The organism is Mycobacterium sp. 134 (assembly GCF_048282715.1).
Classification (GTDB): domain Bacteria; phylum Actinomycetota; class Actinomycetes; order Mycobacteriales; family Mycobacteriaceae; genus Mycobacterium; species Mycobacterium septicum.
In genome coordinates this window covers 1-25,675 of record NZ_JBLVUN010000001.1, presented here as the reverse complement: position 1 = coordinate 25,675, position 25,675 = coordinate 1, and the positions used below count along the sequence as shown (strand labels likewise).

26 protein-coding genes are annotated in these 25,675 nt (G+C 65.2%); 21 read left to right on the top strand and 5 right to left on the bottom strand.

Translation table 11 applies throughout. The features are described from left to right. The first annotated feature begins 174 nt into the window (after nucleotides 1-174). From ACNQVK_RS00130 to ACNQVK_RS00115, 4 genes are read left to right on the top strand one after another with little or no spacing between them, the layout of a single operon-like run. Nucleotides 175-819 (top strand): TnsA-like heteromeric transposase endonuclease subunit, encoded by a 645-nt coding sequence (locus tag ACNQVK_RS00130; protein WP_418028071.1) that lies wholly within the window; start codon nucleotides 175-177, stop codon nucleotides 817-819. Then, nucleotides 816-2,966: a Mu transposase C-terminal domain-containing protein gene (locus ACNQVK_RS00125; protein WP_418028070.1), complete on the top strand. Its 2,151-nt coding sequence runs from the start codon at nucleotides 816-818 to the stop codon at nucleotides 2,964-2,966. Before ACNQVK_RS00130 ends, ACNQVK_RS00125 begins: the two co-directional genes overlap by 4 nt. Beyond that, nucleotides 2,966-4,090 carry an ATP-binding protein gene (locus ACNQVK_RS00120; protein WP_418028069.1) on the top strand — a complete coding sequence of 375 codons (1,125 nt, stop codon included), beginning with the start codon at nucleotides 2,966-2,968 and terminating at the stop codon, nucleotides 4,088-4,090. Before ACNQVK_RS00125 ends, ACNQVK_RS00120 begins: the two co-directional genes overlap by 1 nt. Then, the gene (locus ACNQVK_RS00115) at nucleotides 4,087-6,714 is read left to right on the top strand and encodes a TniQ family protein (RefSeq protein ID WP_418028068.1); all 2,628 of its coding nucleotides are present in this window, start codon (nucleotides 4,087-4,089) and stop codon (nucleotides 6,712-6,714) included. Before ACNQVK_RS00120 ends, ACNQVK_RS00115 begins: the two co-directional genes overlap by 4 nt. Nucleotides 6,715-6,939: 225 nt before the next feature. On the opposite strand, the gene ACNQVK_RS00110 is transcribed toward ACNQVK_RS00115, so the two are convergent. Next, nucleotides 6,940-7,257 carry a helix-turn-helix domain-containing protein gene (locus ACNQVK_RS00110; RefSeq protein ID WP_418028067.1) on the bottom strand — a complete coding sequence of 106 codons (318 nt, stop codon included), beginning with the start codon at nucleotides 7,255-7,257 and terminating at the stop codon, nucleotides 6,940-6,942. A 485-nt stretch (nucleotides 7,258-7,742) separates the two neighbouring features. Between ACNQVK_RS00110 and ACNQVK_RS00105 the strand changes: the two genes are divergently transcribed. The 12 genes from ACNQVK_RS00105 to ACNQVK_RS00050 all read left to right on the top strand — a co-directional run bounded on the left by ACNQVK_RS00105 (nucleotide 7,743) and on the right by ACNQVK_RS00050 (nucleotide 19,106). Further along, entirely contained in the window at nucleotides 7,743-8,366 is a 624-nt protein-coding gene (locus ACNQVK_RS00105; protein WP_418028066.1) for a hypothetical protein, read from the top strand. Next, nucleotides 8,363-8,638: a hypothetical protein gene (locus tag ACNQVK_RS00100; protein WP_418028065.1), complete on the top strand. Its 276-nt coding sequence runs from the start codon at nucleotides 8,363-8,365 to the stop codon at nucleotides 8,636-8,638. Before ACNQVK_RS00105 ends, ACNQVK_RS00100 begins: the two co-directional genes overlap by 4 nt. Nucleotides 8,639-9,020: 382 nt before the next feature. Further along, complete coding sequence (locus ACNQVK_RS00095; protein WP_418028064.1) at nucleotides 9,021-9,665, top strand: uracil-DNA glycosylase family protein; 645 nt, start codon at nucleotides 9,021-9,023, stop codon at nucleotides 9,663-9,665. A gap of 79 nt (nucleotides 9,666-9,744) precedes the next feature. Then, nucleotides 9,745-10,368 carry a hypothetical protein gene (locus ACNQVK_RS00090; protein ID WP_418028063.1) on the top strand — a complete coding sequence of 208 codons (624 nt, stop codon included), beginning with the start codon at nucleotides 9,745-9,747 and terminating at the stop codon, nucleotides 10,366-10,368. A 1,205-nt stretch (nucleotides 10,369-11,573) separates the two neighbouring features. Further along, entirely contained in the window at nucleotides 11,574-11,942 is a 369-nt protein-coding gene (locus ACNQVK_RS00085; protein WP_377151813.1) for a hypothetical protein, read from the top strand. A gap of 48 nt (nucleotides 11,943-11,990) precedes the next feature. Further along, a complete protein-coding gene (locus ACNQVK_RS00080; protein WP_418028062.1) occupies nucleotides 11,991-12,866 on the top strand; it encodes a hypothetical protein in 876 nt (291 codons plus the stop codon). Nucleotides 12,867-12,870: 4 nt separating this feature from the next. Beyond that, nucleotides 12,871-13,884 (top strand): ImmA/IrrE family metallo-endopeptidase, encoded by a 1,014-nt coding sequence (locus tag ACNQVK_RS00075; RefSeq protein WP_418028061.1) that lies wholly within the window; start codon nucleotides 12,871-12,873, stop codon nucleotides 13,882-13,884. 162 nt (nucleotides 13,885-14,046) lie between these two features. Further along, entirely contained in the window at nucleotides 14,047-15,285 is a 1,239-nt protein-coding gene (locus ACNQVK_RS00070; RefSeq protein WP_418028060.1) for a DNA cytosine methyltransferase, read from the top strand. Next, nucleotides 15,278-16,102: a hypothetical protein gene (locus tag ACNQVK_RS00065; protein ID WP_418028059.1), complete on the top strand. Its 825-nt coding sequence runs from the start codon at nucleotides 15,278-15,280 to the stop codon at nucleotides 16,100-16,102. Before ACNQVK_RS00070 ends, ACNQVK_RS00065 begins: the two co-directional genes overlap by 8 nt. Next, nucleotides 16,099-17,346 carry an AAA family ATPase gene (locus tag ACNQVK_RS00060; protein ID WP_377151823.1) on the top strand — a complete coding sequence of 416 codons (1,248 nt, stop codon included), beginning with the start codon at nucleotides 16,099-16,101 and terminating at the stop codon, nucleotides 17,344-17,346. The genes ACNQVK_RS00065 and ACNQVK_RS00060 overlap by 4 nt, the downstream gene beginning before the upstream one ends. After that, nucleotides 17,346-18,623 carry a hypothetical protein gene (locus tag ACNQVK_RS00055; protein ID WP_418028058.1) on the top strand — a complete coding sequence of 426 codons (1,278 nt, stop codon included), beginning with the start codon at nucleotides 17,346-17,348 and terminating at the stop codon, nucleotides 18,621-18,623. The genes ACNQVK_RS00060 and ACNQVK_RS00055 overlap by 1 nt, the downstream gene beginning before the upstream one ends. Before the next feature lie 57 nt (nucleotides 18,624-18,680). Continuing rightward, nucleotides 18,681-19,106, top strand: a complete 426-nt coding sequence (locus ACNQVK_RS00050) for a very short patch repair endonuclease (protein WP_418028057.1) — start codon at nucleotides 18,681-18,683, stop codon at nucleotides 19,104-19,106. 10 nt (nucleotides 19,107-19,116) lie between these two features. Here the strand turns inward: ACNQVK_RS00050 and ACNQVK_RS00045 are convergent, their stop codons facing one another. After that, nucleotides 19,117-19,263 (bottom strand): hypothetical protein, encoded by a 147-nt coding sequence (locus ACNQVK_RS00045; protein WP_418028056.1) that lies wholly within the window; start codon nucleotides 19,261-19,263, stop codon nucleotides 19,117-19,119. A 395-nt stretch (nucleotides 19,264-19,658) separates the two neighbouring features. Then, on the bottom strand, nucleotides 19,659-19,793 hold the full coding sequence (locus ACNQVK_RS00040) for a hypothetical protein (protein WP_418028055.1): 135 nt from the start codon (nucleotides 19,791-19,793) through the stop codon (nucleotides 19,659-19,661). Between the two features lie 133 nt (nucleotides 19,794-19,926). Here ACNQVK_RS00040 and ACNQVK_RS00035 point away from each other — a divergent pair, with 133 nt between their 5' ends. The 4 genes from ACNQVK_RS00035 (at nucleotide 19,927) to ACNQVK_RS00020 (ending at nucleotide 22,704) form a co-directional block, all read left to right on the top strand. Continuing rightward, nucleotides 19,927-20,205, top strand: coding sequence for a hypothetical protein (locus ACNQVK_RS00035; protein ID WP_418028054.1), 279 nt, complete (start codon nucleotides 19,927-19,929; stop codon nucleotides 20,203-20,205). Between the two features lie 214 nt (nucleotides 20,206-20,419). After that, complete coding sequence (locus ACNQVK_RS00030; RefSeq protein WP_418028053.1) at nucleotides 20,420-20,764, top strand: hypothetical protein; 345 nt, start codon at nucleotides 20,420-20,422, stop codon at nucleotides 20,762-20,764. A 21-nt stretch (nucleotides 20,765-20,785) separates the two neighbouring features. Further along, nucleotides 20,786-22,342 carry a GH-E family nuclease gene (locus ACNQVK_RS00025; RefSeq protein WP_418028052.1) on the top strand — a complete coding sequence of 519 codons (1,557 nt, stop codon included), beginning with the start codon at nucleotides 20,786-20,788 and terminating at the stop codon, nucleotides 22,340-22,342. Nucleotides 22,343-22,506: 164 nt separating this feature from the next. Then, on the top strand, nucleotides 22,507-22,704 hold the full coding sequence (locus tag ACNQVK_RS00020; protein WP_418028051.1) for a hypothetical protein: 198 nt from the start codon (nucleotides 22,507-22,509) through the stop codon (nucleotides 22,702-22,704). A gap of 1,033 nt (nucleotides 22,705-23,737) precedes the next feature. On the opposite strand, the gene ACNQVK_RS00015 is transcribed toward ACNQVK_RS00020, so the two are convergent. Then, nucleotides 23,738-23,896: a hypothetical protein gene (locus tag ACNQVK_RS00015; protein WP_418028050.1), complete on the bottom strand. Its 159-nt coding sequence runs from the start codon at nucleotides 23,894-23,896 to the stop codon at nucleotides 23,738-23,740. Between the two features lie 600 nt (nucleotides 23,897-24,496). Next, nucleotides 24,497-25,498 carry a hypothetical protein gene (locus tag ACNQVK_RS00010; protein WP_418028049.1) on the bottom strand — a complete coding sequence of 334 codons (1,002 nt, stop codon included), beginning with the start codon at nucleotides 25,496-25,498 and terminating at the stop codon, nucleotides 24,497-24,499. Here ACNQVK_RS00010 and ACNQVK_RS00005 point away from each other — a divergent pair. Continuing rightward, nucleotides 25,493-25,675 (top strand): hypothetical protein (locus ACNQVK_RS00005; protein WP_418028048.1); only part of this gene is annotated, 183 nt, incomplete at its 3' end. The genes ACNQVK_RS00010 and ACNQVK_RS00005 overlap by 6 nt on opposite strands.

Here is a 25,675-nt window from a genome sequence, read left to right as displayed (position 1 = left end):
TCAATCCGAGGCCTGCGCCGGCGGCTATGTGATGATCGGGCCGTCAGAGCAGTTAGATCCGATTGCAGGGCAGAGGTGGTTGCGATGGGCCGCAGTGGAGACAAGGTGCCGACTGCCTCTGTCTCATACCGACGTGCTGACGACCTCAGTGAGGTTGCCCGAGAGTGGGCTTCGGTGGGTATCAACGAACTTGCCAACGCGGCTCCGTGGCGGACGTTTCGGTGGCACCGCGGGCAGAAGCACTACTCGGGGACCTACTGGTCGAGCACCGTTGGCCGTCACGTCATCTATGAATCGCGACTTGAATTGTCCCGCTTGCTCTTTGCCGATTTTGATACCAGCGCGCGGCAAATTGTCGCCCAGCCATTCCTGCTCCGAGCTACGGTCGATCGCAAGCCACGAAAGCACATCCCGGACTATCTCTTGATCACCGATGCAGGCCCTGTAGTCGTGGATGTGAAGCCCGCCGGCCGTCTCTCGGATCCCAAGGTCGCTTTCACATTCGAGTGGACCCGCGGACTCGTTGAGGCGCGCGGCTGGCGCTATGAAGTGGCGACCGAACCCAACGCAGTTGAGTTGGAGAATGTCCGTTTCCTTGCGGGATACCGGCGCAGTTGGATGTTCCGCCCAGAGCTGCTGGCACAAGTGCGGGAGAAGAATCTGGTTGGCTTACAACTTGCGGATGCGTTCAGGTGTCTGCCAGGGGAGCCGATCAATCATGTCAAGTCTGCTGTGCTGCACCTTCTCTGGCGTCAAGAACTTCTAATCGATCTGAGCGAGCGACTAAGCGGGCGAACAGAACTGAGGATGTCGATATGACTTCAGCTGGGGTACGAATCGGTGTGGGTACTAGGCTCGTGCACGATGGTGAGTTGGTGGAGATCGTTGAGATCCACACTGGTCAGACAGGCATGGACGTCGTATTGAAAGGGACGTCGAAGAAGGCGGTCATCCGAGCCCGCCTCAATGACCTTCTCCTGTCAGACAGCACACGAGTAGTCCCGGATTCGGAGGGACCGTGCAGCGATGACGACTTCGAGCCTGCCGGGGTTGTTCTCGCACAGCTCAGCGACGTCGAGCGCAACGAGATGATCGAGCGAGCGGCGCACGTCCGCGAAGTGCTCACCGGATTCCGTTCGGGTAGTGCGGAGTTGGCGCTTCCTGGGGAGCCGCGGCCGGAGTACCAAGCCGTTGTGCCACTGTCGAGGCGTTACGCAAGCAAAGGGCGGGAGCTTGGTGCTGGGGTCCGGTCAATCGAACGTTGGGTTCAGCAGTTCCAGAAGTACGGTGAAGCGGGTCTGGCGTCGACGCGGGCGAAAAGGACTGCAGGCCCGGGGGCGAATGTAGACCCGCGGTGGACCGAGACCGCCATTGAAGTGATGGTGGAGCACACAGACCAGTCGCGTCCTTCGCAGACGATGGTAATCAACAGAACCAACGCTAGAGTCGTCGCGCGGTTCGGCGAGGGGGTCGTGGAATTACCGTCCCGCGCAACGGCATTCCGCGTCCTTGCCGAGCTGGAGAGCCGGTACCCGACGTTTCGGTTGAGCACCAAACGGAACCGCGACATTGCTGAACGGCCGGATGGTGTGTATGGAAAGCTGCGCCCGACCCGGCCGGGTGAGTACCTGTTGATGGACACCACGCGGCTGGATGTTTTTGCGATGGATCCGATCACGTTGCGGTGGGTGCAGGCCGAACTGTCGATCGGAATGGACTGGTACACCCGGTGCGTCACAGGAATCAGATTGACGCCGGTGTCCACGAAGTCGGTCGACGCAGCGTCAGTGCTGTATCAGGCTTACCGGCCCCGACCAGCGGGAAAGGATTGGCCAGCGCAAGCGGTATGGCCCGAGCACGGAGTCCCAAGGTCAGTCCTGATCGATGTCGACGCGATCGCTGGGTCCCTGGTCGGCGCGGCCGGGCCAGCGATCGTGCCGGAAACGGTCATTATTGATCACGGCAAGATCTATGTATCCGAGCATTTGACCAGCGTCTGTCAGCGGATGGGGATTTCGATCCAGCCTGCGCGACTGCGGACGGGACGTGACAAGGGCCCCGTGGAGCGATTCTTCCGCACCATCCGCGAGGACTTGTTGCAGGCGCTGCCGGGCTACAAGGGCCCGGATGTGCACTCCCGCGGACTGGATCCGGAATCTGAGGCGTTCTTCTACCTGGACGAGTTGGAGGCGATCATCCGCGAGTGGGTGGCTGTGGTGTATCACCGCCGACCGCATGACAGCTTGATCGATCCGCATGTGCCGGGATTGCGGATGTCGCCGGCGCAGATGTTTGAGCACGGCGTCGCTCGCGCCGGCTACATCGAGGCTCCGCGCGATCCCGATTTGGCCTACGAGTTCCTCAAGACCGAGTTCCGGAAGATCCAGCACTATGGAGTGGACTTCGGTTCCCGCCGCTACAACGGGCCGTCACTGAACCCGTTTCGTAACATGACCAGCCCGTACAAAGGGAAAGCCAAGGGCCGCTGGCCCATTCACTACGATCCTGACGACATCACCCGCGCCTATTTCCGCGATCCCGATACGCGCAAGTGGCACCCACTGGTGTGGGAGCATGCCCCGTCGTTGCAGATGCCGCTCAGTGAGGACGCGCTGCAGTTCGCGCGCAAGCTCGCCGCGTCGAAGTACACCTACCCCGATGACCGGCTCGCGGTGGCGGATCTGTTGGAGCGGTGGAACCTCGGACTAGGCTCTACGCTGGCCGAACGGCGAATGGCTTTGCGGCTCTCCCGCGACGCCACCCTGATCGACGAGACTGAGATACAGGACGAGGTCGCCGCTCTGCCGTCGGTCGCTCGCGTGTTGGCGACAGCAGATCCTGCCGCCGACGAGGACACGGACACGACGATCGAAGAACCCGATCCCGAGACCGGCGATGACGACGCCGAGGACGAACTCGACGACCCCGCCAACGACTTTTACGCCGACGCGCTGGACGACGCGTGATGGCCAAGAAAAATCCGGCCCAACCGGAGACCGAGGCCCGGCTGGACAATCTGACGTTGGCCCGCAAAGAGGGTTGGCAGCGATTTGTGAACACCGCTGCCCGGATTCCACCGGAGCCGTTGACCCGCAAGCAAATTGAGTCGCTCAGCGAAGATGCCCACGACGACTACAATCGGCAGCGCCGTGAGTGGCACGCCAATCTCGGCCCGATCAGAACACCGCAGCTGGCCGCCCTGCATGAAGACTTGTGGGACATCGTCGACAGTAACGTCCAAGACGGCGACAAGGCCAAAGGAGCGGTGGCGATCGATGCCTTTCCCGGACTAGGGAAGACCACATCGGTGCTGGATTTCGCCAGGAAGTTCCACCGTCGCGAGATCAAAGAATTGGGGACTGAAACCACTGAGGGTCACGAGCGGTGGCCGGTATGCCGGGTCGGGTTGACCGGCAACACCGGCATGGTCGAATTCAACCGGGCCATGTTGTCGTTCTTTGCTCATCCGGGGATGTCCCGCGGCAACGCCGCCCACTTCGCTCACCGGGCACTGGACTGCGTACTGGCCTGCGAGACCAAGCTGCTGATCGTTGATGATCTGCATTTTCTGCGATGGCGCAACACCGTCGGCGTGGAGATCAGCAACCACTTCAAATACATCGCCAACGAGTTTCCCGTCACCCTCGTCTTCGTCGGCGTCGGGTTGGCGGCGCGGGGGCTATTCTCCGAAGGGCATTCATACGAAGACGCGGTGATCGCTCAAACCGGCAGACGCACCACCAAGCTCGACATCGGCCCGTTCGTGATCAACACCGATGAGGGCCGCCGCGAATGGCGCCAACTGCTCCTCGCCCTCGAGCAGCGGATCGCGCTGGCTGACAAGCACCCCGGCATGTTGGCCGACGACCTCTCGGAGTATCTGTTCGCCCGCAGCACCGGACACATCGGTTCGCTGATGACTCTGATCAATCGGGGCTGCCAACGAGCCGTGCGCACGGGGGCGGAACTGTTATCCCGTGAGCTGATGGATCTCGTCAAGAACGACGAGGCATCGGAAAAGGCCCGCCGGGAACTCGAAACGGCCTTCGAGGCGCGAAGACTGACGACAAGGATCGGCAAGGCCGGATGAACGCCGTGCGCACACTGCCGATGCGCATTGCCCCGATCGGGGGTGAGGCGATCGACTCGTGGCTGGAAGCGATCGCTCACCGCACCCACACCGCCTTCGGAGACCTCCTGACCGCCGTCGGGCTGAGCCCCCACAACGGGATGGACACCACCGCCTGGATCGTGCGCCTGAATTCTGACGAAGCCGACATGATCAGGACGGCGACCGGAATCGACCGTGATGCGCTGGAAATGATGACGCTGCAGCACTATTCGGATCGGGCGGTGCGCATCAAGCCCGACTCACGGATGCTCAGTCGAGCCTTCCCCTGGGGCCGGGGACGGGGATCGCGGTTCTGCCCAGCATGTTTGGACACGACCGGGGGACGCTGGCAACTGAGATGGCGACTGGGCTGGACGTTCGCCTGCACCACCCATAACTGTCTACTGTCCGATGCCTGTCCACACTGCGACGCGGTCCAACGCCGTCGCACACACATCGGCGACATCATTCCGCAACCCGGACGCTGTTCGCACCCGGCCGCGGACGCAACCGGCCGCACCCCACCGAGGTGCGGCGCCGACCTCACCACCGCGACCGTCGCCTCATTCGATACAGATCACCCAGTGATACACGCACAGCGGGTCGTGAACAGCGTCCTCGACAGCGAGACCCCAACGTTCGGGGTGTACCAGGCATCGCCGCAGCCACGACTCAACGTTCTCTCGGATATCCGGGCCGTCGCCGGCCGCGCGCTGGCCTACGCCACACCCCAAGACCTGGAAGCCGTTATCCCGCAAGACCTCAACCGCATCTACCGGGCCACTGGTGAGCCCTCGGATGTCCGGCGCGGTCCGGCACGAACCGATACGAAGCCTGGGCTGGCGGCACCGGCACGGGCCGTAACTGCCGGCGTCGGCGTGGTAGCTGCCTTGAAAGCCCTTGATCGCCCCGACGTGGCGCACGCCGGGGACTCGCTGCGTTGGTTGGTGACCTCCTCGAGGGAACGCGGATCGGCTGTGAACGCCACGAACATCTCGTGGGGTAAGAACACGTCGCCGGTGCTCACCGGAGTTCAGCTCACCGCCCTGGGGCCACTGCTCAATCCAAGCGATCAATTGCGTTACCGTATCGGCACTCCAGTACCCGCTCAGCCGGCCGCTGGCGCGCAGCGCACCGCGGACATGTCGCGCCGTGTGCCCTCAATGCTGTGGCCGATCTGGTCGCTACCGCTGGCGATTGAGACGTGTCACCAATGGCAACTGCGTCCAGCACTGTCCAGCATCCTTCTGCTGGTCAACAGCAAGCTCAACCTCGACGAAGCCGCTGGCGCGATTGACTATCCCATCACGGGCCACGCCGTATCTCGGGTTCTGCAGCTGCTGCAAAAGCAGGACCAGTGGTCGAGTATTCGCGCTGCTCTCATCCGCATGGCCGACTACCTCGCCGACCATGGCGTTCCGATCAACTACCAGCGCCGCCGCCAGCTCGACTACACGATGCTGCTGCCCGACAAGATATGGACACAGATCTGCCGCGACACCGCCACCCCGGGACCGGGTCCGGCCAGGGCGCGGATCGCCCGCTGCTTTCTGTTCGAGCGCCTTAGCGGGCGTCCCGCCAGCACGTCGCCATGGGCTCGGGACGACAGCGCTTTTCGCACCAAGACCGCCGACTTCCCCGGCCACCTCACACCCGAACTGGCTCAAGCGCTCAAGGAACACGCCCGCGAGTTCTTGGCCGACCAGAACATCGACGACGAACCAGTGACATGGCACCCGCCAAAGGAAGTGCTCGACGGGCTCGATCTACCCGGACCCGACCCCGCCGTGGTCGACATCGCCCGTCTGCACCAAGTCATTGCGGCGGACAGAGTCAAGCTCGGTGCAGCTGCACAGCGGTTGAACACCAGCCTCGACGCAGTGCGCTACCTTCTGGAGACCCACCCCGTGCCCCGACCGGATCCGGATAATGGCGCGACGCTCTCGACCCCTTACAACCGCGCGTATCTGACCGCCAAGCAGACGCTTTCACGGGAGCGTTTGGCCGACCTTTACGAGCATGAACGGATGTCGCTCAAAGATATTGCGGCGTCGGTTGGAGTCAGTCGCCAGATCATCGCCCGACTCGCCCGTGATTACGATCTGGCGCTACGTGAACCTGGTCTGCAAGCCCGCACGACAATCGACCGGGACTGGCTCTACGACCAGTACGTCAACAAACGACGCACGCTACCCGACATTGCCAACGAGGCCGGTATGAGCACAGCCAACATGGCACGCTGGGCCAAAACTCACGCCATCCCGATGCGAGGACGAGGTGGCGGCAGCCACAGTTCCACCCTCGCCGCCGAGCAAGTCGCCGTTGAGGCACCGGATCTCATCCGGCCCGCACTGGCGGGAATCGGTGGACGGGAACGGCTCGAGCGATTCGCTGCGGCAACGCGTTACAGCACGCTCACGGTCGCCGCCGAAGAGCTCGGCGTCGGTCAGGCCGTACTGGTGTCTCAAATCAACCGCATCGAAAGCGAACTCGGCACCAAGCTACTCGTACGCGCTGAGCGCGGACGTCCCATGAGGCTCACCGACGACGGCGCACGGGTCGTTGCCACCGTACGGGCATGCCAACGTCGCGATTGGCAGTAGAGACTGATGCTGAATTGTGGGCGACGGCTCTGTGGTACGCACCACTTGCGCGACCGGCTGGTTACCTCAATACCGGCTCTTCAGTGGGGCCACTCCTGAGGGCCACCCGTCAAAAGTGCTACTAGTAGTGCAAAGCTATCAACGGGCCGGTACTGCGGTCGGCTGCGGCTGGGATGCGAGTAGTTAAGGCCCGGTGCCGGGGCTTGCAACGATCTCTCTACGCATTCATTGAGCGCCGAGCTCGCGGCGGTCCGAGCTCGGGGGTTTCGTGGGCAATTTCGGGCCTGTCTCGTCAACCAGCAGGTCGCCGGCCGGGATCCCGAGCACCTCCGCTAAGTCGTATAGCCGTTCGAAGAGCAGGCCACGCTTTCCATGCTCAACGTGGATCAGCACGTTGCGGGTCACTCCGGACTCCAGGGCAAGGGCCTCCTGCGTGAGCCCGCGTTCGATTCTCAAATTGCGAATGCGTTGACCTACTGCTTGTCGGCGCTGAGCCCAGAGTTCAGCGCGCTCCGGATCTGTTTGGCTGGGTCTGGTTGGCACGCCACAAGTACCCTGTGCGCCAACGAAAATGTCTGCCCTACTAACATTACGCTTATTGAGTACACGGACGAGCGCACCACTGATTGCGCCAGCATCGAGACACTAGGAGACTCCCCGCCCACGTGATGACGAATTCCCAACCGCGCAGCAGTGCGGACACGAAAAGGACCCAACGCAGCGGGTCCGAAACGCGTCAGCGCAATCGCGACTGCAAGGTCCGGCTGCTGGGTCCAGAAGCGGACTTTCTCGAGCAATTGGCGTTCGAAGAGGGAGTGTCTCGTCAGCAGCTGTTCCTACGAGAGTGGTTGTGGCCGAAGATGATCGCCGCTGGTATTGATGTCAGTGACGCTTCGTAGGGGCTCGACCCGGCGCCCTGACTGGTTGGAGAACGCCCGAATTGCGACCACCGTTCCGCTCCGGGTGCACGATCCTGCAGTCACGATCGGCGAGCCGACGATGACGCTGGTACTGACGAGACAGGAGCGATGAAGTACGACGCCGACGCACGCCGCGTCGAACTCACGACCCGAAACCTGCAGGCGCTCACCGACAAGTTGGACGACCCCCACAGCGCTCGCACCCTCGGCTCCCCGTGCGGCATGGTGCGAGTACGTGCGGTCGAAGACACCGACCGGACAGCGGCGCAGTCCCACGCCGGGACTGCGGAAGGTATGGTGCTCGTCACCCGCGGTGAGCTTGCGGCGATGCTTTCCGGGGAAACGGTGATGGTCGGCGGGATCCAAGTCGTTCCGGTGCCCGACGCCGCGCACTACGCCGATCGCCCGGCGGGTGATGTGATCATGCCGAGCACTGGCGAGCTCCGCCGTGGTGTGCTCGCGATGGTGCTCCGACACGTGTGCGAGTGCTGTGGTGTCGAGGAGGTCCTGACGCCGGACGAGGCGTACGAGGCGGGGTGGGACTACCCGCCGCGGCAAGGGCGGTTCGGCGTCATCAGTCCGCGCGTCTGTCCCGGTTGCCCGTCGACTGCCACGGTCTGGTGGGCGCTTATGTGCGATGGCTACACCCAGGAGATGCTGTCGGACCGGCAACGCGACGTGGTGGCGCGCATCCTCGCGGAGCCGGCGTCGATCATGGTGGAGCAGCCGTGAACGATCCGGTCATCCCCAGTGATCGCCCAGGCTGGCAAGCCTGCATTGACCGACTGGTCGTCGATCTCGCCGAGGTGGAACCCGCCGCCGTAGTGCAGATGATCGACGCAGCCACCCCAATTCCGAGGGCGGTCTTCACCGCCAACACCGACGCTGGGCGCGTGCTGGTCTGGGCAACGCTTGCAGAGCTGGCACACACCTGCGGCCGGTGCGGGAGGGTGGCGCCCGAGCGGATCACCTGGTGCGCGAAATGCGGAGAGGACCAGCGATGAGCCGGCTCCGGTGGACCACTGTCGCGGTGAAACCGCCCGGCGACACTGCGGTGCGGCTGACGTTCGCGGGCACTGCAGCAGTGGAATGCGACGGGCTCACCTCTTGCTTGACCGACCCAGCGGGGTCTTCGGCACACTCGCCCCCGAGTGCCCTCCCGGGCCCGCCCCACGGTCACAGTCAGCCGGTCGCGGTGGTGTACATCGCCGACGCTGGCGAGGTTCGGGCCGACATGCAGTTCGCGGATAGGGTCGGACACCTACATGGCGTCAGAGATTCGGGGAGCCCCCTTGAGCGGGCGCGGCAGCTGGCTGGCCACAGCGGGCCGGTGCAGTTACCCGTGATCTAGCCCGTCACAGGTCTCGACGTACCTAGACTCCACCGGTGAGCTCGAACGCGGTAGAACACGACACCGTTGCCTCGCGGCAGCTGCTCAAAGTCGCCCTCGACGATCAGATCAAACGTTGCAGGCGCTGCGACGGGCTGAACATCGACGGCGTTACCGCCTCCGCGCCCGGATACGGCTGCTTGACCTCACCGGTTGCGCTGGTCGGGCAGAGTCTGTGCGAGAAGTGTATGGAGACCCAGATCCCGTTCACCGAAGGCAGCGGTGACCTGATCGATGAGGCCATCGCGCTCGCCGGACGCGGCAAGAAGAATCTCTTCATCAGCAACGCGGTGCACTGCCACCCGCCGAAGAACCGCGCGTCTCATCAGCACGAGATCGTCAATTGCTCCCCGTTTCTGCACCGCGAACTGGAGATTGTCCGGCCGCGGCTGGTGATTACGCTGGGCCGTGACGCCGAACGGGTGATGAGGTTCTTCTTCCCGCGGGCGCGGGTTTCGGTGTCGCCGTTCGAGCCTCCGCGGGGACGGCTTCCGAAGGGCGTGCCGTACATCTTCAACGTGAAGCACCCGTCGTGGATCCAGCGCCAACACGACAGCGAACTGGAGGCCGGATATATGGCGAATCTGGCCGCGGCCATCCGGTGGAGTTTCGATCGCGCACGCGGGGATTCAAGGGGGTAGACGTCACGTGGAGTTTCGCTCCGACGATGAGGTTCTCGCGCACGGCTTCCGGTTTCGGCCTGCGTGGTGGACGCCGCGGGTGCCTGAGAGCTGGGGCAACTTCCTCGAACAGCTGCCCGCAGTGCACCGCGGTTACCGCACGATCACGAGGGCCGACCTGCTCGACACCGCAAACAGACACGGCCTGCCGCAGTCGCTGCTCGCTGGTTACGTCTGGGGTACCGGGAGTTCAGCGTTCCTCGTCGGCCGTCGCGCGCGGGTATTCCGGGATAACGACTCTCGCCGCGTGGACGACGCCCTGCAGTCGGTCGCCGAGACGGTGCAGAGAGGCAACACCGTCGACGCTTACATCGCGATGTTGCGAGGGCAGCCGCATTACCTCAAGTACCTCGGCCCGTCGTTCTTCACCAAGTTCCTCTACGCCGCAGACGCCCGTGACCGTCGAACTGGCCGAGCGCTGATCCTGGACCAGTTCGTGGCCGTGGCGTTGAAAGCGGTTGACGGTTGGGATATCTCGCGAAACGGGCCGTGGGATCCATCTACCCATTCGAGGTGGATTGACCACAATCACGGCATCGCAGCTGTCGAGGGTGTCCGAGCGGACGCGGTGGAGATGGCCTACTTCAACGAGGGCCGGAAGATCGCGGCCGCGCACATCAGGTCAGGTGACCGTCCCAGACGCCCTGCGGGGCCGGCCGAGTGATCGACCCAGCATGGACGCCAACTTGTCAGCACCCGTGAATACCTTCACCCCATGGTCCGAAAGTATTCAGGTTCACCGCGGGGTCGCTATGTGCGCGGTGACGTCTGCCCGCACTGCTCCGCGGACGAACCCCGCTCATCTCGGCTCGAAAGTGACATCTTCAGCGTGTTGCAGCTGGTACTAGGGCCTGGAGAACAGGGCGTGCCGGTTCCTGCCGATCAGCGGATTTGGCTCGACATGCTTTTCCGTGGTGGCAACGGCATCCCGATAGGGATCGAGTACGACGGCGCATACTGGCACGCCGGGCGCGAAGTCGCTGATCTCAGAAAGAGCGATCTGCTGATGTCCACCGGCACCGCAGCCATCGTCGTTCGCATCAGGGAGTCACCGTTGACTCCGTTGACTCCCGAGGACGTTGAAGTTCAAGCCAGGGCGTCCGCGCCGGAGATCGCAATCGCCGTCCTACTACATCTCATCCACCTCAGGGTCATCGACGGTGAAGTCAGGACGCGAGTCGCCGCCTTACTCGCCGCAGCTGCGGTGAAGGTGGGCCGGCAACACATATACTGCCGCCAATGCCAACGAATCTTGCTCAACCTGCTGCACTCTGAGAAGTGGCGCGGCGGTGAAGACAGGTCATGGCACCGGATGAACCAGGTAAGCCTTGGGTCCGAACCCCGCTCAAATCCCGAGCCGCCGAATGCCTCAGACACGCGAGTAGCCCCACCAATTGTGCGAGCGACCTCGGCTGGCGGTCTTCGAAGACCGCGGTAGCCCCATCCCGCAGCGGATCTGCGGGACTCGTTGGGGCGCCACAGTTTCCGAGGATCCGCCGATGTCCCGCACCGATGCCCACGCTCCGTTCGCCGTCCGCGTCGCACGCCGTGAAGTCGGCGTCGTTCCTGTCCACCGCTGCGCAGGCAGCGTGTGCGACCTTCCTGACCCTGATCCCGAATGGACCATCAGCCGTACCGGTCGCTGCTACTGGCAGTGGATCTTCACGGGTGTCGAGGTCTGCTCCTGCTGGATGTGCCACTGGCCAAAGCACCGTCAGCCCCACCGAGCTGGACGGGGTGCGCGCCGCGCCGCTCTTCGGGGAGTCGCCCGCGAGTGGAACGGCGGTGAGGCTGAGGCCGGTTGGGGGGTGTGAACTGAGCCAGCGCGGCATCCGGGGGCTGTCGGCACCCGCTTGTAGGCTGCCGCTCATGCCAGGTGGGGACGCTGAGTTCGGCGATGTCTATTGGGTACACAAGGATTCGACCGAGCACCCCGCGCGCGTCGGCAAGCCGGTGCGGCCGATGGCGTGCATGGATGACCGCCGCGACGACACGACGTGGGCCGGTCTCCCGCGAGTTACCAGCGATCCTAAACCCGGCGACAAGCCGAGCCGCGCGATGCCCGAGATCCACGCGACACGCCTCGGTTCCGCAGGATGGTGGACCTCCCGCTACATCCACCCGGTTCACAAGGCCGTCACGGGGCATGCTGGCAAGTGCGAGCACCTGGGAAAGCTGCCCGAGGATGAGGTGGAGGTGGCCCGAGAGGTCTACCGGAATCGGCTGTTCGACTCATGACCTGTACTCTGGCGATTCTTTTTCAGCGACGACCGTGGGAGGTGAGGAGTGAGCGGTGATCGACCGATAGGCGTACCGGCATCTGCGCACGAGCTCTGGGACCGCGGCGTGCAGGGCGATCAGGTCCGCGCCGGCGACCTGTGGATCCTGTCCTGGGAGGGCGAGGTGGCGGGGCTCGCGGTGATCGCCGCCGCGAAGCACGGGTTCGTCTTGGCCTGGCCCGTGACGCTTCCCGGTGAGGTGTCGTTCTCACCAGGCTTGGTGGTGGAGGACTCGCCGCTCGGTGTCTCCGTCACCCTGTGGCCCACCCGGGAGACTGGGATCGGCAACCATCTCCTGGACCGCAGCCTCGGCCGGCTGCTCCCGCCCGACCGGATCCCGCCGATCTCCTTCGCGCTGGACGACGGAGACGACCCCGGACTGGCCTTCGCGCCGGGCTCGGCCCGCGACGCGGAGAACACCGACGCCGACCGGCTGATGGTCGAACACTGGACCGAGCTGTGCTTCAACACCGGCGGCGCCGAGGAAGGGGCATTCCTCGACTCGGAGAAGGTCCGGCAAGCCGGGGGCACCTCGCGGATCGTCGCTGCGGTGCTGGGACTAGCGCTGCCCGAACTGCGAGCGCTGATGGACGGCGTCGTGCCAGTCACCGACGAGCAGCTCACCGCCGTCGCCGAGCGGCTCGGTGTCGACGGCGACTCCCTCGTCGGAGCCGACCCGCTCGCGGACGTCGTCATCGACATCGCCTGGCCGAGCTACAAGCATCTGGTCGTGGCACGGACCGAGGAGACCGGCATCGGGGAAGCCGACATCCGCCGCCTCGCCCGTCGTGAGTTCGCGCTGGCGGCGCGCAACGACAGCGACGCCCTCCGGGAGACCAAGCTGCGCGACGCCATCGGCCGAGCCGGCCGGGACGCCGGGTAGTCCCGTGGACGGGTGGGACGACCTCGCCGTCGGCCTTGATGCCCGAGCGATCGCCGCTCGAATCATTGAGGAGTGCACCACCTTCAACTTCGCGGCGCTGCGCGACAATCCGCTAGGAACGCTGTTGCGAAGTCCGGGGATTGAGGTGGAGATCGAGGACGGCCTCGTCGACACCGGCTGCGGCGGAGGCGGCTACTACCGTCCAACCCCGCCCACAATCCACCTCCACCCGGCCACCTACCGCCGTGACAACTTCACCCTGCTCCACGAGCTCGGCCATCACCTGCAGCAGACGCACGACCAGTGGGGGTTTTCGCTCATCGACATGGTCGACGGGGAGCGGCGCAAAATCGAAGAGCGGGTGTCCGACCAGTTCGCCGCGCAGGTTCTGATGCCCGTGGGTGAGAGCGACCGGCGCGATGCCTCGCTTCATCCGGCGGACCTGATGGCCGGCCTGTACGCCCGGACGGAGGCTTCCCGCCCGGCGACCATGCTGCGCGTGCTCGAGATGCTCCCGGCCGGTTCCCGTTGGATCCTCGCGGTCGCAGATCTCGACGGGGTCGTCACCACATCGGCGACGACCTACGACGACCCTCAGCCGCCGAAGGACTTCGCCCAGGAGGGGTTCAGGCGCATCGCCGCTGAGGCGATGGAGGCCGCCGTGCGGCGGGAGTTCCACGAGGGGATCGAGTACAAGACCGGGTCCGTGCTCGACGGGATGCGGGTGGAGGCGGCGATCGATCATGAGGAGCGGTACGTGTTCCTCGCCCTGAGGCCCACGACCGTGAACGGGGCGGGCACCTGGACCTTCCCTTCGCAGGAGTGCTCCAACCCCGTGTGCGAGAAGACATTCCAGGCGAAGTCGTCCAGCGGCCGCTGCGAGAACTGCCAAGACTTCAAGTGCCCGCACTGCCAGCGCTGCGGGTGTACGGCGCCCGCAGCCCCGACGAAGTGCGGCACGTGCTTCCTGCCATACACACCGGCTGAGATGGCGTCGGGCAAGCACGAGTGCTGGTGACCGAGCCGCGCCGCGGCTGCCGGCGAAAGGCCATCGTGCCTGCTCATTCCCCTGGCGATCGGGCGGTGTCGGTACCAGGATCTAGTCTGCCGTCAAGCACAATGAGGGACGAGCCATCGACTCAGGATGAAGATGGGCCACGAGTAGAGGGAGCGCGGCCATATGCCCGACGAAGGCCTGACCAGCATCGATCTGTTCGCCGGTTGCGGTGGTCTGTCCCTGGGTCTGCACAACGCGGGGTGGGATGGTTTGTTCGCGATCGAGCGCGACCCGATGGCGTTCGACACGCTGCGCACGAATCTCGTTGGGGCGGACGCGTCCTACAACGCCTACGCGGAGTGGCCCGACTGGGTGCCTCAGGCCCCCCACGACATCGACACCTTCTTGGGCAACTCGGCGAACAAAAAGCGACTGCGCGGGCTGCGTGGTGCCGTCACGCTCGTCGCCGGCGGGCCCCCATGCCAGGGGTTCTCGGTGGGCGGCGCCCGCAACGGCACAGACGAGCGGAACCACCTGGTCCACCGCCTCCTGGAAGTCGTCGACCTCGTTCGGCCGAAGGTGGCTCTGATCGAGAACGTCGAGGGCATCACCCGCGCTTTCCGATCACGGCCCCGTGAAGATGCCCAGGAGTCAGTGGCAGCCGAGGTTGTGGCAGCGTTCAAGGAGCTCGGCTACGAGGCCGACTTCGGGATAGGCAATGCCAGCGAGTTCGGTGTCCCCCAGGTGCGCCGGCGGGCCATCATCATCGGCGTGCGGAACGACCTGGGGATCTCCCCCTCGGACTTCTTCCGCTACCTGGACAAGGTCCAGGAGGAGCACCTGCTCGCGCACGGACTCCCGACCGATAGGCCCGTGACGGCCGCGGAGGCGCTGGCGGACCTGCACAACCCGGGCGGCCGCGTGCAGTGCCCGGACTCGCCCAAATACGACTCCTCGAAGTACATCAAGGCTGAGGGGCCGTACGCGCGAGCCCTGCGCCGCGGAATCCGCGCCGGATCGATTCCGGACTCCCATCGGTACACGAAGCACGGGGAGCAAATCCTGGACCTGTACTCGACGGCCCACGCAACACAGCCGAAGGGCCGTCTGACGAAAGAGTTCCTGCTGTCCATGGGCACGAAGAAGGACAAGAAGGTGCTCATCGACCCTGACGCACCGGTGTCCACGATCACCACCCACCCGGACGAGTTCATCCACTACGCCGAGCCTCGCAACGTCACCGTTCGGGAGATGGCGCGGCTGCAGTCCTTCCCCGACGACTTCAAGTTCCGGGGCAGGTACACGATCAACGGCCCGCGGCGGAAGTTCGACGTCGCGCGCTGCTCGCAGGTCGGCAACGCGGTGCCGCCCCTGTTCGCGGAGGCGATCGGGCGAGCACTCAGGGGGATGCTGGGTGCCTGACGAAGTCGATGAAGTCACGGTCGAGGACGCCGACACCGACACGGATCAGTCCGACGCCCCTGATTGGGACCTGACGCCGGTCGTCAAGTTCCTAACCGCGCGCTCCGAGACGGCAGCCGAGGCCGCGTGGGTAGATGCGCTCCCAGCCATCAGCGAGGGATTCCCGCCTGCCGCCTGGGGGTACGACCACACCATCAACCCATACGGGCAAGGCGCGCACAGCAACTTGTACAACAACGAGAGCCAGAGCGATTTCAAGAACTGGCTGCAGGACTGCAAGGTATCGGTTGAGGAGTACGCCGACGCTGTCGGCCCGATCCAGTACGTGAGCATCCAGATTCACCTGCTGTCACTTGGACAACGGCTCAGGAACAACAAGGGCTGGCGTGTCCGGATCATGGGGTTTCCGTCGCTCGGAATCATCGCGTGCGGACTTGGGAGCCATTACCAGGGAACTCAGAACCACAACCTGATGGGTGAGGCGTCTGCCCGAATCCGATCGCGTGCACTCGAAGTGCTGAACGGGGAGACGCGAGCTGCGCTCGACGGCTGGCTGTCCGCCACCGCCGAAGACTGGGAGGAGCGCGGGCTGATGGCGAATCCGATCTTAACGATCGGCGACCTCAATATCGGATCGTTCGACGACGGGCGCGGGGCGAAGCTCCGTATGGTCCGAAACACCACGGTGAAGAAGGAGCTCGCGACCTTCTTTGCGATCAAGGGCATGACCGCTCCTGAGTTCCTTCAGGACGGTCCTCACTATCTGGAGACGTTGAGGAGCATCGCGGCCGACCTTGGGAGGTCAGCGTCGCGATGAGCAACCCCTTTACAGACGTCGACTCCTTCGAGGCGCTGCGCGCTGCCGCTATGGGGGACGATGAGGCATTCGAGCGCTACCGGCGCCGGGAAGCGGCGGCTGCCCGCCGGCACGTGTCACACGTGGTCGAGCTGCAGCTCTCCGCTCGCGTCGAGAGGATGATCGAGGTCGCGATCGCCTCGTCGCGCGCGGTGCTACTGGTTGGCCCGCCGGGCACTGGCAAGACCGAGATCCTTGAGCAGGTCATCGACAAGGCGGACAAAGACCCGGCGCGGTTCGGCTTCACCAGCGAGGGCATCGACTGCGCCTGGGTGACGCCCGAGGAGGAGTGGACGTTCGAGAAGCTGGTGCTCGGTGAGACGGTCGTGGACGGCGAGATCCGCAGCGTGGAGGGTGATCTCCTCGTGGCGGTGCGCAATAACCAGTGGCTGGTGCTCGACGAGACGAACCGAGCGGACATGGACCGCGTGCTCGGCGGGGTGCTCACCTGGCTGTCGGGCAAGCGGGTCAAGGTCGGCGTCTGGCGGGGCCCGGACGCGACAGGGGGCAGCGGCGATCAGACGGTCCCCGTGTACCTGGAGTGGACCGATCAGCCGGAGAGTCGGGTCCGACCAGTCGCCACGCCTCCGTCCCTGGAGTACGCGGCGGGTTCAGAGTGGCGTGTACTCGGGACGTACAACGCGGTGGACGCGCAGCGTGTGTTCCGGATGGGACAGGCTCTGAGTAGGCGCTTCAAGCACGTGCCCGTCCCGCCCGCGAGCGCCGACGACTTCCGAGCGATCATCGCGGGCCGCGTCAACGACGAGACGCTGCTCGACTGGCTGACAGACCGGGTCACCCGCCTGTACGCGGCTCACCTCGGGATCGAAGACGCCCAGCTCGGGCCTGGGCTGTTCGTGGACATCCCGGCCTACGTTGAGCACGGCCTGCGGATGCACACGTACGCAGACGCCGGCGGGGATGGCACGACGACCACAGTGTCTGAGGATGAATCCCAGTCCGGCGACGGTGACGGCGAGCCCGCCGAATCCGAGCCGGCGAATGGGGACGAGAAGCTGACACACCCCGCCGATCTGTTGGAAGAGCTCCTCGCAGAGGCGTACCTGGTGTCGGTGGGGAACCTTGTGGCCAAGTACGAGCCGGACCTACTCGACGACCTCTCGGTCGCGATCTCCAGCACCGCCGCTCTGACAGCCGGCAACTGGGCATGGGTGCAGCAGAGCCTGCACGCGATGCGCGCCTGATGGACGACACCGCGCTCTCGGTTCACGAGGGCGGGCTGATGCGGGTGCTCTCCGAGTGGTCGGGTGTCGGCAACCTGTACTCCGCCGTCGCGGCCGCGTCCCCGGCCCCCGTCGAACGGGAGTGGTCACCCGAGGACGTGGAGCGCCGCGCGATGCGGATCCTTCTCCTGCAGTGCAGCCCGATCCTCAGGAGGTGGCCGAAGTCGGCGAGGGAGTGGCAGAACCACCTCCCCACTTTGTCCAACCGCCACCGCTTCTGGTCGGACGTGCCGCAGACCCGTGTGGACTGGGCCAAGACCCGGCGGGCGGGCTGGCCGCCTTCGGCGTTCGCGATCCGCCGCCGTAGGCGCACCACCGATCAGCTGACTCTGAGCGTGCTCGCGTGGACGCTGGGCAAGCTCGACCAGGCGCTGGCCGCCTCGCAGAGCTTGACAGGGCCGCACACGGGGACGCTGATTGAGCAGCTGTCCGAGGATGTGGAAGGCACTCTCGTAAGAACTTTGCCGATCCTCGGCCTGCTCGACGAGGCCGACCAGACGCCGCCCTCGCGCGACGATATCGGCTCGGTACGGGCGTCTGGGTGGCCATGGAATGTGGTCGCCGAGGTCGCGGCCTTCTTCGCGGCGGTGGAGCGCGGCGGGGCGGAGGGTCTCGCGCGAAGGTTGCTGAGACCCGACGGGTTCCCGGAGGCGATCTTCCAGCTGGGCGTGCTCGGCGCGGTGATGATCGCTTGCGAGCGTGCGGGCGCCACGGTCACCAGCCTGCGCCCGATCGGCTACATGACGAGCGGGCCCGTCTACCGCATCGACTTCCCTGGTGGGGAGCCGTGGGACCTGTGGTGTGAGGCCGCGCGCTGCTGGGATGTGTACGGGGTCGCCGACAAGTACCGCGACCTCGCGCGAACACTCTCCTACAGGGGTGGGCAGGCGTTCCAGGCGCGGAACATCCGGCCGGATGTTCTCCTGGCGCGTCGCGGAGACCGGGCCCTGGTGCTGGAGTGCAAATATCCCGCCGAGAGCCTCGACCCCGGGTACGTCGCCCAAGGGATGTACCAGGCGGCGTTCTACGCGCATCAGCTCGTGCCAGCTTTCGGCACGGTGTCCGGCCTCGCCGTCGGGCCCACCGATCTTGTGCCCGGTCATGTTGATTGGCAGCTGGGGGCTGTCCGGGTCGGGGTGGCGAGCCCAGCGGACCTGGAGGAGCTACTGATGCGGTTCCTCGACGCCGGTAGCACGGGGGCGCCGCAGGCCATAGGGGTTGCGCCGGCCCAAGGGTGATCGCGCTCGCCGCGTAGCGCTCTGCCCCGAGCCTCTCCTTTGCGCCACACTGGTTCCATGGCTGAGAGCTGGGCATCCAGCCCCGCGGTGCGAGCCAGCATGCGCGGGAACCGCAGCAGGGACACCAAACCCGAGCTCGCGGTGCGGAAGTTGGTGCACCGCGCGGGCCTTCGCTACCGCGTTGATCGTGCGCCGCTCGACACCCACCGCCGGCACCGCGCCGACCTCGTATTCACGCGCGCCAAGGTGGCGGTGTTCGTCGACGGCTGCTACTGGCACGGCTGCCCCGAGCACCATCGGCTACCCGCCGTGAACACGGACTACTGGGAGGCGAAGGTAGCGGGCAACCGCGACCGCGACGCCCGGGTGAGCGCCCTGCTCACCGATGCCGGCTGGACAGTGATGCGGTTCTGGGAGCACGAGGATCCCGCCGTGGTGGCCGCCGTGATCGTGGATGTGGTCACCGCGGCTCGCACAGGATGAACTTGCTGGGCTACTGGCCTGCGTCCCACGTGAGCACCGCCATCGCCGCCGACGCGAGCTCCTTGCCCGCGTGCAGCATGTCGTCCTCGGTGGGGCCGCGGCCGTCCCACCGGGCCAGCGCGGCGGACAGCTGCTCAACGAGGTGCGCGGGGATCATGCTCCGGATTATCCCGGGGCACGGCTCTCTCCGCGCCGCGGTTCCTGTCGGGCACAGTGGCTTAGCCTTGGAACTGTGAGAGGCATCGAGGGCATCGAATGGACGGCCGTCAGCGTCCGTTCAGACATCGCGGCGGATCCCCAAGCACGACTCCACGCCCTCGGCTTCGTGGGGAAAGTCCCCGTCGCTACTGCCGAGGCGTCCCGCGACTATGTCGAGAACTGGATGATGGGACCCGACACGGTCGTCGAGGGCGACGGGGCCTGGTCCACAACTCCTACACCGACCGCTTCGTGTTCCCCGTCGTGGGCACCGCTGACGGGGTGCCCGTCTACGCGATCAAGGGCTACGGGGCCTTCCAGCGGTAGTGCTACGGTTTGATCCACCGCGTCAGCTCAGCCGCCGACTCCGCCAGCGTCACGGCTTCGAGTCCCCCGCAGTAGCCGGTGCCACTCGCGTTCCCCGGCCAGGTACTCCTCCACGGCGGTCGGCAACTGCGGCCCCGTCAGATCCTCCGCGAACTTATCCACGACGGGTTAGACGCACCTCGGACACCATCGGTTCACCGAGTTTCGGACCCGCTCACCCCGCCGAACAGGTGTCGGTGCAGGTGCAAGTCGTGAGATAGGCTCACGACCAGGTGTGGCCGGTTGGGGGATTGGCATGGCAAACGAACTGAACGTCGACGCGGTCGGCCTACAGGCAGCGGCAACGAGTAGCGAGGCCGTCGCCGCGACTGAACTGAGCGGCGCGCAGGTCTGCGGTTCAGCATCCTGGCAGCCCAGCGGTGCCGGAGTTGATGCGGTCAACGCGGTGTGGGCCTCGGTGCGTCAGCGTCAGGCCGCACGTATCACCGGTCAGGCCGCCGACCTGTCGGTCAGCGGTGCTCGTTACGACACCACCGACGAAGAGGGGCGCGACGCGATCACGGTGACCGTGTGAGCCCTGCGGCGGGCGGTGACGCTGTGTCGCTGACGCGTTCGCAGATCGAGGCGTGGAGCACCACTCACCTGACCGAGGCCGCGACGGACTGGCGTGCAGCGGCCACCCAATCGGAGAACGCGTTCGATCAGCACCGGCAAAACATTGCCTCACCGGGCGGCACCACATGGGAAGGCGATGGCAAGGACGCCGCCCTGGATCGGGCGAGCGCTGATTGTTCGGTCGTGGGCAGCCAGGCCGACGCCTACGTGAGGCCGCCGACCTCGCCGAGAGCGGTGTCACCGATATCAACGCCGCACACCGCGAGATTGTTGCCGCGATCACGGCCGCCGAAGAGGACGACTTCAATGTCAGTGAAGAGTTGAAGGCCACCGACACTCGCCGCTACGACATCACCACGATCGCCGCCCGGAACAGGGCTCTGGCCGAGCACACCGAGGACATCCGCTGGTACGCCGACCGACTCGTTCAGCCGATACCCATGTTCGGGAACGGCTGCGGGCGAAAGCGGTTGAGCTGGCGGGGATTAAGTTCGAAGGCGAGGGCGAGGGAGGTGTAAGCCCATCCGACCACGTGAGGCTTGTCGACAACAAGGTCAAGTACGACGCCGACGGCAAAGACCAGCCAGGGCGAGAAGAAACCTGAGGTTCCGGCGCAGGCGCCTGGTCAGATCGGCCCGTTCGCGGTGCCCAAGTCGGTGGAGGACGCCGCAAAGAAACCGGAGGGCAAACCCGCCGCTACCGGTGATGTCGGGGGCGACCTGCGCGACTTGCTGGGCGCCAACGATCCTGCGACCGCAGGGGCAGAACCGAAGCCCACCGCCGCGCCTCAGATACGCCCACAGGACGTCGAACAGTTCAAGACCCAGGCTCGGAACCTGTTGCGGCAGCACGGTGTACCGCCCGACCAGATCGAGGCACAGGTCAACGCCATGGTCGCGGACGCGCAGAAGACGAACACCGCGCTTGCGGACTCAGCTGCCCACACGCCGGCCAATCCGGACACCACGCCGGGTCCCGCGCCCGCCGACACCCGCAGCCTCGGAGAGAAGCTCGGGGATAAGTTCAACAATTTCGTCAACGAGGCTCACGACCAGTTCTACAACCGCCTCGACTCCACGGCGGAAACGTTGCAGAACCTCACCGGCACCGGCGGCGAGGGCCGCCCCGGCGTCCTCGAGTCGTGGCAACAGCTCGGGGAAGCGGCCGTCGAAAACCATATGAAGGATCCGCTGCATCTACGTGACCCGATGGGGCCGCTGGGGCCGTGGGGCGCGGTCAACGGGGTCGTGGACGACATACCGGAAATGATCGACAACCCCGGCAAGCACGCCGGCGACGTGTTGTTCGACGCAACCGCCATGGCCGCCACGGCACCTCTGGGCGCGGAGGGCTTGCTGGGCAAGTCGATGCTGCCCGAGGTGGGTGCGCTGGAACGTGGCCTGGTCTCGGAAGGCGGACGCACGCTCGAACACGGGGCGGCACCGGCGGTTCCGCACACACCGACCCGCCCGCAGCGCCTCGCACCGCAGAAGCCCCTCCCGTCCCGCACAGCGCCGAGCCGGTCCCTCCCCACACCGCGGAGCCGCCTCCCGTTCACCACAGTGCGGGGCCACCACCAGTCGGACACCATGCGGATGCACCACCTCCGGCCCATCCGCCTGACTCACCGCCAACGGGGCCGCTACCCACCGCACGGCGAACCCGGGTCGTTCGGCTACGACGAGAACGGCGACCGTCTGAGGTATGCGAACGGCAGACGAGACTCGGGGCTGGGCAGGAACAGGGTCTGGAACGACTCCCGCGACGGATCAGCTAGCGCGGATCGATGGCGGCCGGGTCGACCTTCCGCAGCCCGGCCCGGACCGGCAATCGGTAGAGCTCACCGAACGGTCCGATCGGCGACGACTGGGTTGTCAAGGAGGGCCATCGACTCGTCAAGTGACAGCCCGGCGACCTACCCCCGCGACGGGTTGTGGGACATGGGTCACGGGAACAGCCATCAGTACCGAGATCTCCGACAGGCGTACCTGAGCGGAGAAATATCGTTCAAAGATCTGCGCGAGTTCCGAGACCCCGACGATTACCTTGTCCAAGACCCGTATCGGAACCGGTCCCACATCGATGAGCAACGATGACCGGCCCCTCGAACGATAGGGTGGCCAAGTGAGCCTGGTCTACGCCGCGCATCGGGGGTCCTACGAGGACTTCAGAGACGCCGGGGGACGCTGCAGGAAGCTGTTCCGGTATCGGTCGGCCACTGCTGTTCCAGTCAGTCGCGAACAAGGACGTCGAGGCGCGGGTGGCGATCACGAATCGACTGCTGGACGATGGCGCTGATCCGTCAATCGCCCCGGATGGTGTCAACGTCCTGCACGTGTTGTTCGATCAGCAAACGCATGACACGGAGTTTGAAGCGCCGATGCTCCGGCGACTTATTCAGTGCGGTGCCGACATCAACTTGGTTTCCAAGCGATCCGGCCCACCCCTCGCGTTTTGATCCAGCACGGACCGACACCGGAAAGTGAATGCGTCCCGTTCTACGACGTGATCTTCGATCAGCCAATCTCGACCTGACCCATCCCTACCTACACGATCTCATCTCAATCCCGTATCGAACCTGCCGATCTTGCGTGAGCGGGTACGGGCATACGAGTCCGCGCGGCAATCGTCCTAGGCGGCCATGACACGGTATATCGAGTTCATCCCCAAGTCCGGCGTATGTCGCCACGGAGAACGTCGTCGGACGGCGCGGTGTTGTGCGATGGATGCTGCGACGGGAGTCGCAGCGTCCCGCAACAACGGCTGGAGAGATCAGCAATATCGACACGACCGAGTATCTCGATGATCCGAACAGTTCGCGGACCGTCGCCTTCAACGATGCTGAACATCGAACCGGCACTCGTAGGTCTCTACGATTTCCAGTCGGGTCAGACGCAGATCGTGCGCGACGAACGCGGCATCAGCATCTACGACACCCCGACCAGTCGGCAGATCCCCGTTGAGGAGTCTACGTGCCGCCTCAGTTCCGTGACTCTCGAGCGCGACCAAGGCCGATGATGATGGCCTGACGGGGACGGGGACGGCTGGAGGAGCGTCGCGCCGGGGCCGGTTCCGTCCGTTCGTGGCGAACAAGAAGTTCCGCTTGCCAGCCGAAGACGGCTCGTCCGGGCCTCGATCCAGGGGACGGCTGCGGGCGACCGACCAATCCTCGTCGACGGCCGCCCGGTCGGCTACATGTACGACGGCACGGGATGGGTGTTCACCGTCGGCGACGACCCGGAGTGCCTGGCCGAACGGCCGGCCACGTGAATCTGCTGTCGCTCAACGAGATCGCCAACTACGACCGCTCGATCGTCGCCTACCTCGAGTCGCTTCGGTCGGTCTCTCGAAGAATCACGCGATGACCTTCAGTCACGTCTATGACACGCCGGTACCGACCGGCTGCTGCGATCACGGAAGTGCTTGATGCCCGTGGCGGATCAGGAAGCCGATGGCAGTACGTCGGCGGCGTCCTGTGGTTGTGCATCGCTTCAGCGTTTGATGAATTGCTGGACTGAATCCGGAAAGTAGGCAACCCGATCGACGCTGAGGATCGCTCCGCGTAGGCGCTTGAGGTTGCCGAGCACCATGGACTTGAGTTCGCGCTCGACCTGCCAGCGCCTTGCAATTCTCGTGGGCGTTGAGACCACCGAGGGTAGGATTTGAGGAACTTCTTGGACAGGAAGTTGTCGTCGCGATCAAGGGTGAACCCGACGTGGTCTAGGGCACCGACGATCATCTGGACGTTTCGGCGCACTCGGTCGGCTGCCTCGGATTCGTCCATGGGGCGCAGGAATAGAGCGAGAAATTCGTAGCGCGGGGCCAGTGGGCCGGGTCACCCGAGAGTGCCCGATGTCGAAGAGCCCGTAGTCGGCGTAGTGCAGCATGCGGATGTAGGGGTCGTCGTCGATGTCTTCGACGTTCTTCCAGTAGGACTTGACATCTCTCGTCGGCACGGTGTTCGTGTTGCCGACGCCTGAACATCTCCGTCCACGAGTCCGGATCGTCGCTGTTGCATTGACGGGGTCGAGAGGTCAGGGAGTGAAACGGCCTGGCCACGACGAAGCTGACGAAGTAGCCGTCCCTGCGGTCGACTTCGATGGCGCCCAGCAGGTAGTTGATCAACTCGTTGTCGGACAGGTGCGATCCCCGCGCGACATCCCAGCCCGGGTCGATCGGCGCGACGTCGCTGGCGGGGTGGCCGTGTTTGATGAACCAGTTGACGATGGTGGCGAAGAGGTCCAGTTGGCTCAACTTACGGCACCGGCGAACACGATCATGCGGCGGTCGCGGATGTGGCGCAGCACGTCGTGGCTCAGTCGTACGCCTTCGCGGACCATCGCCCCGTCAGTGGCGAACTGGTAGTGGTCTGGACACCGTCTGCAGGTAGACGGTTCCGTCGCGGAAGTGCCGCCCAGGAGGTCGGTCGTTCCTCGCCGGCGCCCAGCAACTGCCGTGGCCGGTGAACGCGCGCTCGTCGGCGCGCGCAGTTGGACGACGTCGGTCACGCATTTGGCCATGTGCTCGTAGGAGCTGTCGGTGAGGCCCTCGCTGCGATACATGAACGGCGCCATCACCATGCCCCCGTTGATCGGGTTGTCGATGGCACTTCGGGTCAGCGGGACGCTGAGCGGCGAACGGGGTCGCTTGGCCCCCTTGGGCAGTTCAAGGTAGACGACGCCGCTGTTGCTGAAGGTGATGACTTCCGCGCCGGCGGCGTCGACGAATTTAGCGCCGGTGTCGATCTGCATCACGCTGGAGTAGGTGCTGCCGTCGCTTCCGGAGACGGTTGCGTTGATCCAGTCGACCGGTTCGATTGCGCACCGGTAGATCCGGCTCGATTGCGGTCGTCCCGTAGATCCGGCGCCGAAGAACTCGGCCCGAGGCGCGGCGGGATGCACATCGATGCGCTGGGCGGGGTCGCCGTTCGGTAGGGCGCCGTCGCCGACGAGGGAATGGTGATGGCTTGGCGGGTTAGGCCCACCAGGCGTAGCAGAAGGTGTCCAGCGTGAGACGCTGGTCGCGGATGCGGTGATGGTGGGCGATGTCGGTGGCGTCGCCGTCGGCGCAGATGTCGACGTCGGCGTTGTAGGCGGCGACGAGGTCCAGGACGAGGTCCTCGACCAGACGTCGCGGGTCGACTCCAGGAGCGCGATGGCCGCGTCGCGCAGGACTGTGTCGCGTTTGCCCTGGATGTACTCGCGGGCGTCGACGAGGGCGGCGATCACCTCGGTGGGGCGTTGGGCGTGCACGTCGTCGATATCGGCCAGCGTGAGTGCGGTGTCGGCGTGCAGCGCGTCGGCGAGGGTGTAGCGCGCATCACGGTGGCCGATGAAGGGCGTTCCTCAAGGTGGCCGATGGCGACATCGACGGACGATCTTGTCAGTGACCGGGCCACGACACGGTATCGCGGATCGGTTCGTCGGCGG

Excerpts from the sequence above, each read along its gene's own strand:
- ACNQVK_RS00085 (WP_377151813.1), top strand. The coding sequence starts at position 11,574 with ATGCCAGGTGGGGACGCTGAGTTCGGCGATGTCTATTGGGTACACAAG.
- ACNQVK_RS00060 (WP_377151823.1), top strand. The coding sequence starts at position 16,099 with ATGAGCAACCCCTTTACAGACGTCGACTCCTTCGAGGCGCTGCGCGCT.
- ACNQVK_RS00125 (WP_418028070.1), top strand. The coding sequence starts at position 816 with ATGACTTCAGCTGGGGTACGAATCGGTGTGGGTACTAGGCTCGTGCAC.
- ACNQVK_RS00035 (WP_418028054.1), top strand. The coding sequence starts at position 19,927 with ATGGCAAACGAACTGAACGTCGACGCGGTCGGCCTACAGGCAGCGGCA.
- ACNQVK_RS00105 (WP_418028066.1), top strand. The coding sequence starts at position 7,743 with ATGAAGTACGACGCCGACGCACGCCGCGTCGAACTCACGACCCGAAAC.
- ACNQVK_RS00120 (WP_418028069.1), top strand. The coding sequence starts at position 2,966 with ATGGCCAAGAAAAATCCGGCCCAACCGGAGACCGAGGCCCGGCTGGAC.
- ACNQVK_RS00050 (WP_418028057.1), top strand. The coding sequence starts at position 18,681 with ATGGCTGAGAGCTGGGCATCCAGCCCCGCGGTGCGAGCCAGCATGCGC.
- ACNQVK_RS00070 (WP_418028060.1), top strand. The coding sequence starts at position 14,047 with ATGCCCGACGAAGGCCTGACCAGCATCGATCTGTTCGCCGGTTGCGGT.
- ACNQVK_RS00055 (WP_418028058.1), top strand. The coding sequence starts at position 17,346 with ATGGACGACACCGCGCTCTCGGTTCACGAGGGCGGGCTGATGCGGGTG.
- ACNQVK_RS00045 (WP_418028056.1), bottom strand. The coding sequence starts at position 19,263 with ATGATCCCCGCGCACCTCGTTGAGCAGCTGTCCGCCGCGCTGGCCCGG.
- ACNQVK_RS00115 (WP_418028068.1), top strand. The coding sequence starts at position 4,087 with ATGAACGCCGTGCGCACACTGCCGATGCGCATTGCCCCGATCGGGGGT.